The following is a 15,401-nucleotide window of genomic DNA, read 5'->3' as shown; positions in this document are numbered from 1 at the left end:
CCGGACTATGGTCTGTTCCGTGGGCTGCGAACGTATGGCTGGATCGCTACGGCGGCGTGAGGGACGGGTGAACGTAACAGGATGAATTTCTGCCTGAGCGACCTCGTACCACCGTTGAGGTGGAGCGACGCGTCGGCGATCACACTTCTTCACGGGCAGCCGGACCTGCCCGAGGCATGGTGGCGCAGTCTGCCGATGCCGCACGTGCTGGCCGCGATCGGCCCCGAATCCCTCGGCGAACTGCTGACCGAGATCGCGCTGGAACACTGGCCGGCCGCGGCCATCGGCGACGTGCTGCCCGCCCTCCACGTGCTCGACCCGGACGACGCCGACGAGCCGCAGGTGGCGATCGCGCTCGACCGGGCGGGATCGTGGACGGGGCTGCTCGCGCTGACCAGCCGTGAGCTGATGGACCAGCCGTTCATCCAGGCGCGTCCCGTGCTCAACACACTGTTCTCCGCAGTTCTGGTACGGCTCGCGCCCTCCCCCAGACCCGCCCCGGAAACCCGCCGCGTCGCCAGACCGACGCCCGACCCGGCAGCCGAGCCCGTCGCCGTCGTGGTGGCCGTGGCCGAGCCGGTGACCGCGGACCCGGTGGCGGCGGACCCGGTGGCGGCGGACCCGGTGGCCGAGGAGCACCGGGACGCCGAGGAGCACCGGGACGCCGAGGAGCCCCGGGACGCCGGAGAGCCCCAGAGCGCCGTGGAGCCGCGGAGCGCCGAAGAGGGCGCCGGGGCGGCACAGGACGCCCAGGAGCCGCAGGAGGCCGTGCAGGCCCCGGAGGCAGCGGAACATCGGGAAGAGGCCGTGGGCGACGAGCCTGTGGCCGTCGGTCAGGCTGATGAGCTCCACACCGAAGCGCCTCAGGCCGACGAGCCTGAAGCCGCAGAGGCCGAAGCCGATGAGCCACAAGCCGCAGAGCCCCAAGCCGACGAGCCCGAAGCGGTGGAGGCCGAAGCCGCACAGGTGGAGGAGGCCGAGGCTGAGGAGGCTGAGGAGGCTGAGGAGGCCGACTCCGAGGAGCCGGTGGCCGAGGTTGAGCAGGAGGCCGCCGAGGAGCCGGTAGGGGCGGACGCGGAGCCGGCGGAGGCCGACGAGCCCGCACCCGAGGCCGAGGACGCGTCTGATGGTGGGCCGGAGGAGGTTCCCGGGCCCAGGTTGCCGGCGTTGATCGAGTCCGCCTTCGCCGATCTGGACGACAAGAGCTGGGCCGTCGCGCAGAACCGGGTCTTCACCGACCAGCCGTCGGCGGTGGAGCAGCTGGCCAAGTTGTTCGCCGTCTCCCCGGCCGAGATCAACGCCACCGAGATCGCCCTGCGCTCCCGGCTGGAGCGGTGGCTGGCCAGCGACGAGGCCGCGCCGTACCGGGCACATCTTGAGGAGTTGCGCGGCACGATCGGTGCGACCGCACCCCGCGATCAGCTGATCGGCGCGGCGGACTGGCACGCCAGGGAGATCCGGGCGCTGGAGGTCCCCGCGTGGCAGTTCGTGAAGGTGACGCTGGCGGGGGCGACCGCTCAGGCCGTTCAAGCCGCTCCGAGCCCTGTGGTGGAAGCGCCGCCGGTCGAGGTGGCGGCTCCGGTTGAGGAGCAGGTCAGGTTCGGGGCGTTCACGCCGCATGATTCCGGTGAAGGCGAGCAGAACGGCGAGCACGCCGCGAAGCCGTACCAGCCGCTCAAGGACGTCTCCCAGACCAGGCGCTGCTTCCGCCAGCCGGACGGCCGCTGGTATTTGCGGGTGGACGTCACGGCCGAGCATCTGGGCGGGGCGGAGTGTCTGCTGCCGACCGGGTTCGCCGCTTATCTGGGGTTGTCGCCGGGTGAGAGCAGGATGGTGAGGAGTGCGGCGGGTGAGCTGACGATGAGCTGGCACGGGCGTCCTGTGCTGGAGTCGGTTTCCCGCCTGCTGGTGGATGTCGGGGCTAAGGAGGGCGGGCACGTGTTCCTGACGCTGTCGGACGAGGGCGTGCTGCGCGCCAGGCACCTGCCGGTGGCCGCACCCAGCGCCGACAAGATCACCAGGGCGCTCCGGCTGGTCTGCTACACCGCGCCGGACGCGGGGCTCGAGGTGGCCGCGCGGGTGATCGCGACCAGGATCGGGATGACCGGCCCGGTGGCCCTTCCCGACGTGCTCGCCAGGCTCCGTGAACGCGGGGACCGCGACCTGCTCGATCTCTTGGACTGAGCCCGTGCCGCGGCTCGCGATCGGCCCCGACTTCCCTCGGGGGCTCAGCGCACTGGCAGCGCCGGTGCGTGAGAGCGCCGTGAGCGCGCTGCGCCGCTTCCTGCTGACCGAGAACGGCGCGCCCCACCCGGAGAGGGTCAGGGGCGCCAGGGACGCGCGGGTGGCCACTCTGCGCCTGGCGGAGGGGCAGCGCGGCGTCGTGGTGCGCCAGCGCGAGGTGTACTGGCTGCGCGCCCTGCTGCCCGACCCGGACGCCTGGTCGTTCGCCCAGCGCCACCGCTACGGCGTGAACCCGGTCATCGGCGTCCTGGAGGAGTGGGACGCGGCGGCCCTGGAGCGGGTCGAGCCGGCGCTGCGCCGCTCGGCGGGGGCGTCGAGGCTGTTCGACCCGATCTGCGACGGCGACCTGCTCGCGCTGGGGCTGGATCCGCGGGTGCTGCCGCTGGTCAGGCTCATCACGACCGAGGCGGACGTGGCGGCGCTGGAGCCGCTGCTGCCGCCCACGCAGCATCTGCCGCTGGCGGTGCTGGGCCGGGGCGGCTCGATGTCGGAGGCGTGGCGCGAGCTGGACGCCTGCCGCGCCGTCGAGGGCGCGACCGGCTGGGTCGACCAGGACGACCTGCACGCGGCTCTGGAACGCAGCCCGGACCGCGCGGTGTTCGCTGCCGACGCAGAGGAGCTCGACCAGGTGCTGGCGGCGCCTCACTGGTGCACGTTCCTGCACCCGCCGCAGCATCGGCTGGCCAGGTCCGCCCGCTACGACCACCCGGTGCTGGTCATCGGCGGCGCCGGAACCGGCAAGACGCTCCTGGCACTGCACCGCGCCGCCCACCTGGCCAGGCACGGGGGTGGGCGGGTGTTGCTGATGACGTTCTCGCAGGGGTTGTGCGAGGACCTGTCGGGGCGGCTGGACCTGCTGGTCAAGGACGAGGTGATCCGCAAGCGGATCGAGGTGGACAACCCGGAGCGGCTGGCGGTGCGGATCGTGGCCGACGCCGAGGGCCGCCGGCCCGTGCTGGCGGGGGCGGGGGCCAGGTCGCTGGCCGAGCTCACGGAGCAGGCGCTGGTGCTGCTCGGGCGGGCCACGGGAGATCTGCTCGACGACGTGGATCCTGGGCGCAAGCCGTACCGTCACATGATTGTGGACGAGGCGCAGGACGTCAGCCCGGTGCAGTGGCGGCTGCTGCGCGCGGTGGTGCCGCGCGCGCACGACGACCTCTTCATCGTCGGCGACCCGCACCAGCGGATCACCGACACGCGGGTGACGCTGAGCTCGGTCGGGATTCCGGCCGTGCAGCACGCGCTGCGGGTCTCCTACCGGCTGCCGCACGAACTGCTCTCCTTCGGGGTACGGCTGCGCGGCGGCGGCCCGACGGACGGGCTGGTCAAGGGCCTGGCCGGCATGTACGGGCTGCGCGGCACCGGGCACGGCGAGCGCCCGATGGTCCGGGCCTACGACACGCCCGAGGCGGAGCTGGCCGGGCTGGCCACCACGGTGCGCTCGTGGCTGGACGAGGGCGTCTCGGCCCGCGCGATCGCGGTGGCGGCGCGGACGATGAAGCTCGTGCGGGCGGCCAAGAAGGCGCTGGGCGGGCTGGACGTCCCGGTCGCGATGTTCCACCATCTCAAAGGCCTGGAGTTCGAACGTGTGGCGCTCATCGGGGTGACGGAGGGTGTCGTACCGGAAACCCCGCCGCAGGACCCGGCGGAGCGCGCGCGGGCCTTGCAACGCGAGCGAAGCGTGCTTTACGTGGCCTGTACCCGGGCCAGGTCGATGCTCTATATATCCCATTCAGGGAGAGGAAGCCCATTTCTCTCCCTCTGATCACATAGTCTGAACTGCGGATACTTCCCTTTGCCGGTTGGACCCCAATGAATCTCAGCCTGAGCGACCTCGCGCCACCCCTGCGCTGGACCTCTCCCAGCCAGATCGCGCCGATCGCGGAAGAACCACAGCTGCCTGAGGCATGGTGGCACGCGATCCCGATCGACCGTGCCTGCGCGCTCGCGGGCACGCAGACCGTCGCGGGCAACCTCGCCGACCTCGCCGTGGCCTTCTGGGGGCACCTCCCCCTCGGCGACATCCTGCCCCTCCTGCGTTTCTCCGACCCCGTGGAGGCCGAGCGCACGCCGGAGTCCCTGGGCCGTGACGCGGTGCTGAAGATGTTCGTGCGCGTCTTCGAGCGGCTGCTTGAGCCGGTCGCCGAGCGCGTTCCAGAGGTGCGGGCCGACCGGCCGGTGCCCGAGCTCATCGACGCGCTGTTCGCCGCGCTCGACGACCGGCAGCGGGCCATCGCCCGCGACCGGCTGTACGCGGCGCAGCGCGCCACGCTCGACGAGCTGGCCCAGCGTTTCTCGGTGACCCGCGAGCGGATCCGGCAGATCGAGCGCGACCTGCGCGACCACGTGGAGGCCTGGCTGGGCAGCCCCGAGGCGGCACCGCTGGTCGCGCACGTGACGTGGCTGCGGGGGCGGCTCGGCTCCGCCGTACCGGCTGACGATCTGACGGCGGCGGTGCCGTGGCACCGCGGCGAGCTCGCCACCTTGAACATCCCGACCTGGCGCTTCGTCCGGACGCTGCTGACCGGCTATGAGCAGTCCGACGACTGGCTGGTCGCGGGCGGCGGCGACGAGCTGCGGGAGAAGACCAGGCAGTTGTTCTCCGACGGCCCTCGGCCTCTGGGCGAGGCGGTCTCCATGGTCACCCAGCTCGGCGTCCGCGAGGACGTGGCCGAGCGGTGGATCCTGGCCGTGCCCCAGCTGCGGGTGCTCGACGGGCACGTGGTGCCGTGGCCGCGCAGCATCAACGAGAAGGCCGAGGCGGTCCTGTCGGTCGCCGGGCGGCCGCTGTCGCCGGAGGAGATCCAGGAGCGCATCGGCGAGGACTACAGCCTCGTCGGCATCCGCAACCAGCTCACCGCCGACGAGCGCTTCCTGCGCGTGGACAGGAACAAGTACGGGCTGACGCGCTGGGGCGGCGACGAGTACCTGGGGATCAGGGAGATGATCGCCAGGGAGATCGAGCGGGCCGGCGGCGAGGCCTCGGTGAGCACGATCGTCACGAACCTCACCGCCAAGTACGACGTGAGCGAGAGCTCGGTGCGCGCCTACTCGGGCGGGCCCGGGTTCGAGCGCACCCAGCGCGGGTGGATCAGGGTCGCTGGCACCGCGCCGCCCGGCGAGGTGGCTGAGCCGTACCAGCCGCGCAAGGACGTCTCGGAGACGCGGCGCAGCTTCCGCAGCCGGGACGGGCGCTGGTGGCACCGGGTGGACGTGAACGCCGAGCACCTGCGCGGCTCGGGTTCGCCGCTGCCGACGGGCTTCGCGGCCTATCTGGGCATGGCGCCCGGCGGGCAGCTGACCGCGGCGACGCCATCGGGCGACGTGGTGATCAGCTGGCACAACCAGCCGACGATGGGCTCGATCCGCAACGTGCTGGCCGACTTCAAGGCCGGCGAGGGCGACCACGTGTTCCTGACCGTCTCCGACGGCGGCGAGTTGCTCACCCGGTTCCTGCCCGCTGCCAACGTGGCGCTGACGCCGCTCGGCCGCGCGCTGCACCTGATCGGCTACACCGCGCCGGTGAACTCGGAGCTGGAGGGCCTGCAGCTGATCGGGGCGCGGATCGGGCTCCCCGAGGCCTCGACGCGGGACGAGGTGATCGGCCGGCTGCGCGAGCGGGGCGACCGGGACATCCTGGGTTTCCTGGGGGTGTGAGCCTAAGCTCGGGGCATGTTGCGGATCTATGACACCAGGACCAGGAAGGTAGAACCCGTCACCCCGACGGCCGGCGTCGTCCGGATGTACTCCTGTGGGCCGACTGTTTACCGGTTCGCGCATGTCGGGAACCTGCGCACGTACCTGCTGTCGGATCTGATCCGCCGGGTGCTCGCGGCCCGCCGCGTACGCGTGCGCGCCTGCCAGAACATCACCGACGTGGGCCACCTCGTGGACGACGCGGAGATCGGCGAGGACAAGATCCTCATGCAGGCCCGCGCCGAGGGCAAGTCCACGCTGGACATCGCGCGCTTCTACGAGGACGCCTACCGCCGCGACTGCGCCGCGCTCAACATCCGGCAGGCCGACATCACCCCCCGCGCCACCGAGACCATCGACCTGATGATCGAGCTGATCGTCAAGCTGATGGAGAAGGGCCACGCCTACGCGGTGCCGGACGGATCGGTGTTCTTCGCCGCCGAGACCTTCCCCACGTATGGCGAAATTTCCGGCAACCGGCTGGACGCCCTCCAGCCCGGCCACCGCGTCGAAGGCGTCGACCCGCGCAAACGCTTCCACGCCGACTGGGCGCTGTGGAAGCACGCGGACCGCGAGCTGACCTGGGAAACCCCGTGGGGCGGCGTCGGCTTCCCCGGCTGGCACCTCGAGTGCTCGGCCATGTCGCTGCGCTATCTGGGCGACCACATCGACGTCCACACCGGCGGCATCGACCTGCGCTTCCCCCACCACGAGGACGAGCGCGCCCAGTCGAACTCCGCCGCCGGGCGCGAGGTCGTCCAGCGCTGGGTCCACGGCGAGCACCTGCTGTTCGACGGCCGCAAGATGGCCAAGTCGACGGGCAATGTGGTGCTGGTCCAGGACGTGGCCGACCAGGGGCTCGATCCGCTGGCTCTGCGGCTGGCGTTCATGGAGCACCGCTACCGCCAGCAGCTCAACCTGAGCTGGGACACCCTGCGCGCCGCCGACCGCACGCTGAGACGGTGGCGGGCGCGGGTGGCCGAGTGGGCCGAGTACCCCAGCGCCCCCATCGCCGCCGCCTACTCCGAACGCGCCCAGGAGGCCTTCGAGGACGACCTCGACACCCCCACGGCGCTGCGCGTCCTGCGCGAGCTGGAGCGCGACGACGGGGTCGCGCCCGGCGCCAAGTTCGAGACGTTCCTCCACCTGGACAACGTGCTCGCCCTGGACCTGTCCAGCGAGATCGGCAGGGCTCCGGTCCTTCCGCCCGGCGCCGCCGAACTGCTCGATCAGCGGGCCCGCGCCCGCGAGGCCCGCGACTGGGACGCCGCCGACCGGCTCAGGGACGAGCTCGCCGAGAAGGGCGTGAAGGTCGCCGACACCCCGGACGGTCAGACCTGGTCATGACCCGTCGGTGAGGACGGTGAGCCCCTGGCCGATGCCGCCGTCCACGGGCAGCTTGACGCCCGTGGTGTAGGTGGCCTCCAGCGCCAGGAAGACCGCCGCCTCGGCCACCTCCTCGGAGGTGCCGTGGCGGCGCATCGGGGTCGCCAGGTCGCCCGCCTCCTTGAACGCCGCCCGCTCCTCCGGCGTGAACCCCACGACCCCGGCCGTGGGCGTGTCGATGAAGCCGGGCTGCACCGCGTTCACCCTGATGCCCCTGGGCAGCAGCTCGGCCGCGAGCACCTGGGCCAGCGACCACACCGCGGCCTTCGAGGCGGCGTACACCGACATCCCGGCCGTGCCGCCGCTGTCGGCGACCGAGGTGGTGAAGACGATCGAGCCGCCCCTGCGGATCAGCGGGATCAGCTGCTGGGTGCTGAACAGGACGCCCTTGGTGTTGACGGCGAACTGCCGGTCGTAGGACTCCTCGGTGACCGACTCGAACGGCCCGCCCTCGGCGATCCCGGCGTTGACGAACACGTGGTCCACCTCGCCGAGCGACTCCTTCACCGCCGGGCCGAGCGCGCGTACGTCGGCCATGTCCGCCAGGTCGGAGCGCAGCGCGTGCGCGACCAGCGGCGCCGCGCTCTCCAGGTTGCGCTCGTTGCGCCCCGTGACCAGGACCTCGGCGCCTCTCTTGGTCATCGACTCGGCGATCGCCAGGCCGATGCCGTGGGTTCCGCCGATCACAACTGCCTTCATCTTCGTCATGCCGACCACTGTGAAGAAGGGCGCTTAGGGTCCGCTTAGGGTGAGTCTCATGCGTTTCGGGGTGCTGGGGGTTCTCTCCGTCTGGACGGACGACGGCCGTCCGGTCCGGATCCCCGAGCTCAAGGTACGCACGCTGCTGGCCGAACTCCTCATCCACGACGACGGCCCGGTCCCGGCCGACAAGCTCGCCGACGACCTGTGGCCCGACCGGCTGCCCGCCGACCCCGCCGCCTCCCTCCAGGTCAGGGTCTCCCAGCTCCGCCGCGCCCTGGAGGAGGCCGAGCCCGGCGGCCGCGCGCTCGTCGCCCACCAGCCGCCCGGCTACCTCCTGCGCGCCACGTCCGTGGACTCCCGCCGCTTCCTCGACCTCACCGCCCGCGCCCGCGCCACGCCCGCCCCGCGAACCCGTGCCGAGCTGCTGTCGGACGCGCTCGACCTGTGGCGCGGCCCCGCCCTCGCCGACTTCGCCGACGCGCACTTCGCGCGGGCCGCGATCGCCGGCCTGGAGTCGGCCCGGCTGGCCGCCCTGGAAGACCAGGCAGAGGTACGGCTGGCGCTGGGCGACCACGCCGCGCTGACCACCGAGCTGGCGGCCCTTCTCGACCGGCACCCGCTCAGGGAACGGCTGTGGGCCGCCTACCTGCTGGCGTTGTACCGGAGCGGACGCCAGGGCGACGCGCTGGACCACTTCCGGCGGATGCGCGCCCTGTTCGCGGCCGAGCTCGGCGTGGACCCCGGGCCACCGCTGGCGGAACTGCACGCGGCGATGCTCAGCCAGGACCCGTCGCTGGAGGTGGCGGCGGAGACGCGGACACGCACCAACCTGCCCGCCCCGGTGGCCGGGCTGGTGGGCCGCGAGCACATGGTGGCCGACATCCGGGACCTGCTGACCCGCTCCCGGCTCGTCACGCTGCACGGGGTGGGCGGAGTCGGCAAGACCCGCCTGGTCCTGGCCGTCTGCGCACCGGCGCCCGCCGGGTCCGCCGAGGTGTGGATGATCGAGCTGGCCGGGGCGGCGCCCGGCGCGTCGCCGGAGGAGGTGGCCGAGCTGGTGGCCGCCACCCTGGGCGTCCGCGACGACGCCTCGGCCGGGACCGCCGCCGACCGAGTGGCGGACTCCCTGCGTGGCCGCCGCGCGCTGCTCATCCTGGACAACTGCGAGCACGTCGTCGAGGCCGCCGCCGAGCTGGCCGAACTGCTGCTGAGCCGGGCGCCCCAGCTCACGATCCTCACCACCACCCGGGAACCGCTCGGCCTGGCCGGCGAGACGGTCGTGCCCGTCCCCCCGCTGGACGGGCCCAGCGCCGTGGAGCTGTTCACCACCCGTGCGGGACTCCGGCTGACACCGGCCGACGCCGAACCCGTCCAGGCCGTCTGCGCCCGCCTCGACGGCATCCCCCTCGCGCTCGAACTGGCCGCCACCCGGGCCCGCACCATGCCCGTCCACGAGCTGGCCGCCCGGCTCGACGACCGCTTCCGGCTGCTCGGCACGGGCCGGCGCGGCGGGCCTGCCCGGCAGCAGACGCTCCGGGCCACGATCGACTGGAGCTGGCACCTGCTCGGGCCGCCGGAGCAGACGGTGCTGCGGCGGCTGGCCGTACACGCTGATGGGTGTGCGCCGGACGCGGCCGGGCACGTGTGCGCGGGCGGGGAGGTGCGGGCTGAGGACGTGCCCGACCTGCTCGGGCGGCTGGTCGGGCGCTCGCTGGTGGTGCTGTCCGGCGGTCGGTACCGGCTGCTGGAGTCCGTCGCGGCCTACTGCGCCGAGCGGCTGGCCGAGGCGGGCGAGTCCGACGAGGTACGGCTGCGCCACGCCCGCTGGCACGTGGACCTGGCCGAACGCGCGGCTCCCCGGCTGCATGGGCACGACCAGCGGGCCTGGCTGAAGATCCTGGACGCCGAGTCGGCGGACATCCGGGCCGCTCTGGAGACGCTGGTCGGCCTTGGTGAGGCCGATCTGGCTCATCGGCTGGTCGGCGCGGTGGCCTGGTACTGGTACCTGCGCGGACGGCTCGGGGAGGCGCGGCGCGCGGTGGCGGCCGCCCTTTCGCTCGACCCCGCCCGGGAAGGGATGGTGGCGGTGTGGCGGGCGGCGCTGGAGCTGTTCGCCGGTTCGGCGGTGGAGGAGCAGCCGGAGGTGGTGTCGGCGGACGGCGAATGGCTGCTGGCGTTCGCGCAGTGGGGGTTCGGCGACCAGGACGTGGTCGGGCGGCGGCTGGGCAGGGCGCTGGCGGCCTTCCTTGAGGCGGGCGACGCGTGGGGCGAGGCGGCGGTGCTGATGTGCCGGGCGCGCTCGGGGTTCTCGGGTGACATGGCGGGCCGGCGGCGCGACGCCGAGCGCGCGCACGCGCTCTTCCGCGCGGCCGGCGACCGGTGGGGGCAGCTCAAGTCCACCGAGATCCTCGGCACGCTGGCCGAGGTGGTGGGCGATTACGACCTGGCCGCCCGCCTGCACCGCGACGCGCTGGGCGCGGCCGAGGAGCTGGGCCTGTGGACGGAGCTGTCCTTCCGGCTCTCAGCTCTGGGCCGGATCGCCATGCTGAAGGGCGACCTCGCGGAGGCCGGACGCCTGCACGAGCGGGCCGGACGGCTGGCCGATGAGCAGGCCAACCAGGCGGCGATGGAGTTCGCCCAGGTGGGGCTGGGGCTGGTGGCACGGCGGCAGGGCCACTACGACCTGGCGGAGGAGCGGCTGCGGCCGTGGGCCGAGTGGTGGCGGCGGCTCGGCGGCACCGACGGGCTCGCCTTCGTCCTGGCCGAGCGCGGGTTCGCCGCCGAGCAGCGCGGCAACCTGCCGGCCGCCCGCGACCTGCACCGCGAAGGTCTGGCCGTCGCCCTGGGCACCGGCGACGCCCGCGCGGTCGCCCTGGCCTTCGAGGGCCTGGCTGGGGTGCACGCCCTCGGCGGCGACCCACGCCGCGCGGCGGAACTGCTCGGCGCCGCTGCCGCCGCCCGCGAGTCCGCCGGAGCGCCGCTGCCCGCGGGCGAGCGCGCCGACGTGGACCGGATCTCGGCAGCGGCGCAGGTGGACGACGGCTTCGCCGCCTCCTATTCCCGCGGCCACGCCTCGCCCCGCGCCGAAGTGGCCGAGCGCGAGCTCGGGCTCAGTTGATGGGGTGGGCGGACGGCATGGCAGGGACCGTCCGCCCGGTGGCGCACCTGTCCGCATGCGGGGGGCGGCGCCTAAAGCAGGCTAGGAATGGCGAGGTTGCACATACGTTGCCGAGAATGGGGAGTATCGACACGGAACGAGCACGAGAACTGTTCGGCGGGGAGCGGGTGGCGCGCCTCGCCACGGTCGGCGCCGACGGGGCGCCGCACCTGGTTCCGGTGACGTTCGCGCTGGACGGCGACCGGGTGGTGATCGCCGTCGACCACAAGCCGAAGCGCACGCGCGAGCTGCGCCGCCTGCGCAACATCAGGGAGAACCCCCGCGTGGCGCTCCTGGCCGACCACTACGACGACGACTGGACCCGCCTGTGGTGGGTACGCGCCGACGGGCTCGCGAGGGTCGAGGCGGAGTGGCCGGTCCAGGGGTTGCTGGGCAGGTACGAGCAGTATCGGCGGGTGCCGCCGGGCGGGCCGTACGTCGTGGTGGAGGTGGAACGCTGGACGGGCTGGGCCTACACGAGCCCTTAGCCGATCCAGCTGCCGGCGGCGCAGGCCGAGCGCTGCACCCACTTGTGGGAGGAGATGGCGTAGGCCATCTTCGTGCGGGTGCCGTTGGGCTTGGCGGTGAAGGTGTGGGCGGTCAGGTCGGTGACCCAGTCGCCCCGGTCCAGGCAGCGGTAGCCCCACTCCCAGGAGTAGGCGGTGTAGTCGTAGAGGGCGACGATGTCGTAGGGGTCTTCCTGGCCGTTGTTGACCACCGACCGGGCCGAGGCGGTGTCCATGTCGGTGAACCCGCCGCCGGGCTGGCCCCAGTCGGGGTCGTCCCCCTGCGCCCGGCCGAGTCGCTGGCCCTGGCAGTTCTGGCTGGGGAACGCGTAGACGTATCCGTCTCCCGCGGATGTCTGAACCTCACTGCAGGTGGGGTCCGGCCAGGGGTCGGCCGACGCGGTGCCGGTCATGGGCGCCGTGGCCAGGCCCGCCAGAGCGACGGCTGCCAGCGAAAAGCGGATCTTGCTCAAGGTGCGATCTCCTCGGGTGTCTTCTTGGCCTTCTCCAGCGCCGCGAGCAGCATCCGGCCGTGCTCGGCCAGCTCTTCCGCGTACGGCCGCGCGGCCGTGGCCAGGTAGTGGGGTTGGAGTGCGCGAGCCGTACCGGCGAGGCCGGAGGAGCGCGCGCACGTGGCTTCGGCGACGGCGAGCTTCACCTCGGCCGCGTGCGCGTCGCCGGGCTTCAGGTTCGCGGTGAGGCCGGGCAGGGCGGCCCGGATCTCGGGTGGGGACGCGTAGATGTGGCCGTGCCCGCGCATGCACGCCGACCAGGCCGCGAGCGCCGCCACGAACTGCTTGTCCTTGGTGAGTTCTGGCAGGTAGAGCGGCTGCAGGTTGGAGGCGATCTTGTCGAGGCGGAACCAGGTGGCGCGGTCGCCGTAGAGCCGGTCCTTGCTCGCGCCACGGCAGCCGCCCATGGCGTTGTTGATCGTCCCGCCGCCGGGGAGCCGCGCGGACAGGATCTTGGTGTCGCGGCCACCGCTCAGCGCGGCGTCGTAGCGTTCACGCTGGGCGGGGGCCAGGCTCTCCCGGTAAAGGCGGTTGGGATCGTGCGGGCGGGCCGCGAGGATCCCCCGCTGGATGCGGCCGCCGTAGCCGTTCCGCCTGGCCCAGCCGACGTCCTCCAGCAGCAGGAGGCTCAGCTGCCGCGCGTCGCCGTCGGGGGCGGCGGGCGGCTGGTAGCGGAAGCCCGCGCGGATCATGCAACTCTGGATGAGCAGTTGCTCCGCGCCTTCCAGCCGGGCGTACTCGGCCGCGGTGAGCTCACGCGCGGGTTCCTGCGCGCAGGAGGCCAGCCCGGCGCACAGGAGCACCCACACCGGCCACCGGCTCAGCGGCAAGGGAAGCTGGCGCCCTGCTGGATGCGGATCGTGGCTCCGTCGCGGAAGGCGGCGGGGATCGCGCCGTGGCCCACGCACAGGACGTGTGACTGGGCGCCCTTGCGCAAAGAGACGGCGCAGCCGGGCGCGGGGGTGTTCTGGAAGGCGACCAGGCCGTTGACGCCCACGGTGTTGGACGGCTGCGCGCAACTTGCATAGGTGACCACACGCGACGTGCCCGTGTCCGTGGTGAGCACGAGCCGCCCTTGGGCGGTGGCGGAGGCCGGGGCGGCGCCGAGTGCCGCCGCCGCGGCGAACCCGGCCAGCAGCAGCGTGATGGGCTTCTTCATGATCGTCCTCTTTCTTCGATGGAAAGGACGGGGACACTGCGGCATCACGCTAGGGAACAGGGCTTTTGTTTGGTTATCGACGCTCGGCTCGCCGCCAGGCGGTGCGGAGCTCCTCGGTGAACACCTCGGACGGCTGCGCCCCGGAGACCACGCGGCGGCCGTCGAACACGAAGCCGGGCACCCCGCTCACCCCGTGGCGCAGCGCCTCGGCCTCGTCCGCGCGTACGGCGTCGCCGTAGTCGTCGCCCTTCAGCACCTCGGCGGCGAACTCCGGGTCGAGCCCCGCCTCCTCCGCCAGCCGGACCAGGCTCGCATGGTCGGCCACGTTGGCGCCCTCGCCGGTGTACGCCCGCATCAGCCGTTCCCGCACCGCCTGCCCCACGCCCCGGTCGGCGGCGGCGTGCTGGATCCGGTGCGCGTCGAAGCTGTTGACCGGATGGGCCAGGTCCAGCCGATACTCCAGGCCCACCTCGGCGGCGAGCGCGGCCACGCGGTCCATGCCCGCCCTGGCCTGCGGCGCGGGCAGGCCGAGGTCGCGCCGCATCCGCTCGGGCAGCGTGATGGTCGGCTCGGTGGAGCCGTGCGGGTCGAGCTCGAAACTGCGATGGCGCACCCGTACGGCGTCGCGGTGCTCGAAGGCGCCCAGCGCGTGCTCGAAGCGCCGATGGCCGATGTAGCACCAGGGGCAGACGAGGTCGGACCAGATGTCGACGGTGATGTCAGTCATGCGGCTCACGATAGGAACTGGGCTAACTTTCCGTAAGGACGTACCTCAAGGTAAGGTCAGGCCATGGAGGTCGGAAACCTGGAGACGGGCGCGCTGACGGACCCGCTGAGTGACGCGTTCAACAACGACTGTCCGGGCCGCGAGGTCTTCACCCACGTCACCAGCCGCTGGGGAATGCTGATCATGGTGGCGCTGCGCGACGGACCGCTGCGCTTCTACCTGCTGCGCGACCGCATCGGCGGCATCAGCGAGAAGATGCTCTCGCAGAGCCTGCGCGGGCTGGTCCGCGACGGGCTCGTCCATCGGGAGGTCGAGCCGTCCGTCCCGCCCAAGGTCACGTACTCGCTGACCGAACTCGGCACCGGCCTGACCGGACCGCTGCGATCGCTGCTCGGCTGGATCGCCACGCACACGCCCGAGGTCATGGCCGCCCAGGAACGGCACGACGCGCGTCTCTAGTCACACTTCTCCGCCGCGGTCCGTCAACGAATCGGAACCGCGTATCGGAGGAGAACATCATGACCATCCTGCTGACCGGAGGCACCGGAACCCTGGGGCGCCTCGTGCTGCCGCTGCTGCGCCGTACCGGGGCCGAGGTGCGGGTGCTGACCCGCAACCCGCGCCCGTCGGTGGAGGACGGCGTCACCTACGTCAAGGGCGACCTCCTCACCGGCGAGGGCGTCGACGCCGCCGTGGCCGGGGCCGACCTCGTGCTGCACCTGGCGGGCGGGGCCAAGGGCGACGACGTGGCCACCCGCAACCTCACCCGGGCGGCGCGCGCCGCCGGGGCCGGCCACATCGTGTTCATCTCGGTCATCGGGGCCGACCGGGTGCCTCTGGGGTGGTTCAGGAACAAGCTGGCGGCCGAGCGGGCGGTGATCGAGTCGGGCGTCCCGTGGACCATCCTGCGCGCCGCCCAGTTCCACGACCTCGCGCTCAAGGTGGCCACGGCCATGGCGAAGATGCCGGTCGTGCCGGTGCCCGGCGGGCTGCGGTTCCAGCCCGTGGACGCGCGGGACGTGGCCGAGCGGCTGGTGGAGCTCGTCCGGGCCGAACCCGCCGGGCTGGTCGCCGACCTCGCGGGGCCCTCGGTCTACGGGATCGGCGACCTGGTACGCGGATATCTGGCCACGGCCGGGAAGCGGCGGCTCATGCTGCCGGTCCGGATGCCGGGCAAGGCGGGACGTGCCTACCGGGCCGGGGACAACCTCACGCTCACCGGGGGCACGACGGGCCGGCGTACGTGGGAGGCGTTCCTGGGAGAGCGGGCCTGACCTGAGAGAGGACCGTCGCACTGGTTCGCTGGTGTCAC

13 protein-coding genes are annotated in these 15,401 nt (G+C 72.8%); 8 read left to right on the top strand and 5 right to left on the bottom strand.

Annotation, left to right across the window (positions count from 1 at the left end; translation table 11 throughout):
• The first annotated feature begins 114 nt into the window (after positions 1-114).
• From HNR40_RS31885 to cysS, 4 genes are read left to right on the top strand one after another with little or no spacing between them, the layout of a single operon-like run.
• Positions 115-2,184: a hypothetical protein gene (locus tag HNR40_RS31885; RefSeq protein WP_221341068.1), complete on the top strand. Its 2,070-nt coding sequence runs from the start codon at positions 115-117 to the stop codon at positions 2,182-2,184.
• A 4-nt stretch (positions 2,185-2,188) separates the two neighbouring features.
• Entirely contained in the window at positions 2,189-4,009 is a 1,821-nt protein-coding gene (locus HNR40_RS31880) for a UvrD-helicase domain-containing protein (protein WP_184967865.1), read from the top strand.
• Positions 4,010-4,056: 47 nt separating this feature from the next.
• Positions 4,057-5,901, top strand: coding sequence for a sigma factor-like helix-turn-helix DNA-binding protein (locus tag HNR40_RS31875; protein WP_184967863.1), 1,845 nt, complete (start codon positions 4,057-4,059; stop codon positions 5,899-5,901).
• 15 nt (positions 5,902-5,916) lie between these two features.
• Complete coding sequence (gene cysS, locus HNR40_RS31870; RefSeq protein WP_184967861.1) at positions 5,917-7,287, top strand: cysteine--tRNA ligase; 1,371 nt, start codon at positions 5,917-5,919, stop codon at positions 7,285-7,287.
• Here cysS and HNR40_RS31865 read toward each other — a convergent pair.
• Positions 7,282-8,034 (bottom strand): SDR family NAD(P)-dependent oxidoreductase, encoded by a 753-nt coding sequence (locus HNR40_RS31865; RefSeq protein ID WP_184967859.1) that lies wholly within the window; start codon positions 8,032-8,034, stop codon positions 7,282-7,284. The genes cysS and HNR40_RS31865 overlap by 6 nt on opposite strands.
• Positions 8,035-8,083: 49 nt before the next feature.
• On the opposite strand from HNR40_RS31865, the gene HNR40_RS31860 reads away from it, so the two are divergent.
• Together HNR40_RS31860 and HNR40_RS31855 are read left to right on the top strand one after the other, a co-directional pair.
• Positions 8,084-11,146, top strand: coding sequence for an ATP-binding protein (locus HNR40_RS31860; protein ID WP_184967857.1), 3,063 nt, complete (start codon positions 8,084-8,086; stop codon positions 11,144-11,146).
• Between the two features lie 116 nt (positions 11,147-11,262).
• Positions 11,263-11,673, top strand: a complete 411-nt coding sequence (locus HNR40_RS31855; RefSeq protein ID WP_184967854.1) for a TIGR03668 family PPOX class F420-dependent oxidoreductase — start codon at positions 11,263-11,265, stop codon at positions 11,671-11,673.
• On the opposite strand, the gene HNR40_RS31850 is transcribed toward HNR40_RS31855, so the two are convergent.
• The 4 genes from HNR40_RS31850 to HNR40_RS31835 form a co-directional block, all read right to left on the bottom strand.
• Complete coding sequence (locus HNR40_RS31850; protein WP_184967852.1) at positions 11,670-12,164, bottom strand: hypothetical protein; 495 nt, start codon at positions 12,162-12,164, stop codon at positions 11,670-11,672. The two genes, HNR40_RS31855 and HNR40_RS31850, sit on opposite strands and share 4 nt — an antisense overlap.
• Positions 12,161-13,012 (bottom strand): hypothetical protein, encoded by an 852-nt coding sequence (locus tag HNR40_RS31845; protein ID WP_184967850.1) that lies wholly within the window; start codon positions 13,010-13,012, stop codon positions 12,161-12,163. The genes HNR40_RS31850 and HNR40_RS31845 overlap by 4 nt, the downstream gene beginning before the upstream one ends.
• Before the next feature lie 11 nt (positions 13,013-13,023).
• Entirely contained in the window at positions 13,024-13,362 is a 339-nt protein-coding gene (locus tag HNR40_RS31840) for a hypothetical protein (RefSeq protein WP_184967848.1), read from the bottom strand.
• Between the two features lie 73 nt (positions 13,363-13,435).
• Complete coding sequence (locus tag HNR40_RS31835; RefSeq protein WP_184967846.1) at positions 13,436-14,089, bottom strand: DsbA family oxidoreductase; 654 nt, start codon at positions 14,087-14,089, stop codon at positions 13,436-13,438.
• Positions 14,090-14,152: 63 nt separating this feature from the next.
• On the opposite strand from HNR40_RS31835, the gene HNR40_RS31830 reads away from it, so the two are divergent.
• Together HNR40_RS31830 and HNR40_RS31825 are read left to right on the top strand one after the other, a co-directional pair.
• On the top strand, positions 14,153-14,548 hold the full coding sequence (locus tag HNR40_RS31830; protein WP_184967844.1) for a winged helix-turn-helix transcriptional regulator: 396 nt from the start codon (positions 14,153-14,155) through the stop codon (positions 14,546-14,548).
• 59 nt (positions 14,549-14,607) lie between these two features.
• Complete coding sequence (locus HNR40_RS31825) at positions 14,608-15,363, top strand: SDR family oxidoreductase (protein WP_184967842.1); 756 nt, start codon at positions 14,608-14,610, stop codon at positions 15,361-15,363.
• The last annotated feature ends 38 nt before the right edge of the window (positions 15,364-15,401 follow it).

This window comes from Nonomuraea endophytica (assembly GCF_014203235.1).
In the GTDB taxonomy this organism is placed as follows: domain Bacteria; phylum Actinomycetota; class Actinomycetes; order Streptosporangiales; family Streptosporangiaceae; genus Nonomuraea; species Nonomuraea endophytica.
This window is presented reverse-complemented; position numbering and strand designations above follow the sequence as displayed.